This is a genomic window from Nitrosovibrio sp. Nv17 (assembly GCF_900119085.1).
Taxonomy (GTDB): domain Bacteria; phylum Pseudomonadota; class Gammaproteobacteria; order Burkholderiales; family Nitrosomonadaceae; genus Nitrosospira.
On record NZ_FPIQ01000047.1, the window covers coordinates 1 to 1,810 of the forward strand.

At 60.7% G+C, this 1,810-nt stretch carries 1 protein-coding gene; it reads left to right on the forward strand.

What is annotated here, in order from left to right:
- The first annotated feature begins 206 nt into the window (after nt 1–206).
- Complete coding sequence (locus BT108_RS13240) at nt 207–1,685, forward strand: MocR-like pyridoxine biosynthesis transcription factor PdxR (RefSeq protein WP_072295024.1); 1,479 nt, start codon at nt 207–209, stop codon at nt 1,683–1,685.
- The last annotated feature ends 125 nt before the right edge of the window (nt 1,686–1,810 follow it).

The following is a 1,810-nucleotide window of genomic DNA, read 5'->3' on the forward strand; positions in this document are numbered from 1 at the left end:
TGGTGCTCAAGTCCTCCAAGGAGGAGGACGACGACGACGATGAGGACGACGACGACGAGGATTCCTCCAGCAGCCCCTCCCAGGAAGAATCCGACAAGCCCGGTGAAGAATAGTCCCTCGTCCTCATCGGGCGGGCGGCAAACGGGCATCGTTCGCCGGAACGCGCATGCGGCGGCGCCCGAATGAGACGATAGGAAACGGCATCCATGGCAATTCCCATCGTACTTGACCATAACAGTCCCCAATCGCTGCAAGGGCAGATTTTCGAGCAACTGCGCCATCTGATCCTCGGAGGAAAGCTGAAGCCAGGGACACCCATTCCTGCCAGCAGGGTGCTGGCTGAGCAGTTGGGTATTTCCCGCAATACGGTTCTGCTCGTCTATGATCGGTTGATGGCGGAAGGGTATCTGCAGGCCCGGAAGGCGATCGGGACGTACGTCAATCTGGAGCTGCCGGAAACCAGCCTTGCGGCGACACGCAGGATCGCAACCGCAGTCCCCGCCCAGGGAGAAGCGATCCGGCAACCGGATATCCCCTTCATCGGACAGAAGCAGACACGCGGCAATACACGCCACCTCGACTTCGATTTTTTCCCGGACCGGACCGACCTCGACCTGTTCCCACAGAAAATCTGGCGCCGCTTCATCAACCGGACGTTTGCTTCTTCCAGCACCCACTTCACCGAGTGCGGCGATCCAGGCGGATTGCTTCAACTGCGCGAGGTGGTCGCGGATCATCTCGGCGTCGCACGCGGCATCAGCGTCACCCCCGATCAAGTGATCATCACCGCCGGCTCCCAGGAGGGACTGAATCTGGCCTCCCGCCTCCTGATCAAGGATGGAACGCTGGTTGCGACGGAAAATCCCTGTTATGAAGGCGCAGCCCTGCTCTTTCAGAGCTACTATGCCAAACTGGCGCCCGTCCCTGTGGATGAGTCCGGCCTGGACGTGGAGCAACTCCCCAAGGAAGGTGTCACGCTTCTATACCTCACTCCCTCCCATCAGTATCCACTTGGCTTCACGCTGCCGATCGAACGGCGCCTGAAGCTGCTCGACTGGGCCCAGCGCTGCGGTGCGTACATCATCGAGGATGATTACGATTCGGACTTCCGTTATCGCGGCTCCCCGCTGACTGCGCTCATGGGTCTCGACGACTACGGATGCGTGATGTATCTCGGCACCTTTTCCAAATCCATGGGCGCCGGGCTGCGCCTGGGCTACCTGGTGGTGCCCAAGACACTGATACACGCGACACGCTCCGCCAAGGCCCTGCTGAACAACGGGCATTCCTGGCTGGACCAGATCACCATGGCCGAATTCATCCGCAGCGGCGCCTATGGCAACCACCTGCGGCGCATGCGCCATGTATACTGCAAGCGCCGCGATGCGCTGATCGAGGCGTTGAGGCAGCACTTCGGAGCGGTCGAGCTCTCAGGCGTGGAAAGCGGCCTGCATCTGGCCTGGCACCTGCCAGAAGGCTATCCCAGCGCACCCGAACTGCAGGAACTTGCGCTACAGCATGGGGTGGGTGTCTACGCCATCGGAGCCGGCACCGCCTACGACTACGGGCAAAGCCGCTACAGTGCCCGGACACTGATATTGGGATTCGCCTCTCTGAACGAATATCAAATCCGAGCGGGCATCCGGCGGATCGCAGACGTGTTCGCGAGCATCCCGTCGACCTGACGTCCTGCAGGCATTATCCGGATCGCAGAAACAAAAACACCGATCCCCCTTGCCGTCTGTCGACGGGGGCGGATCGGTGTCATGTGTGAAGCTTACAGCTTGGTGAAGACCGGTATCACCGCTCC

What these genes read in the sequence shown, in the direction of transcription:
- BT108_RS13240 (WP_072295024.1), top strand. Translation starts at nt 207, where the DNA reads ATGGCAATTCCCATCGTACTTGACCATAACAGTCCCCAATCGCTGCAA.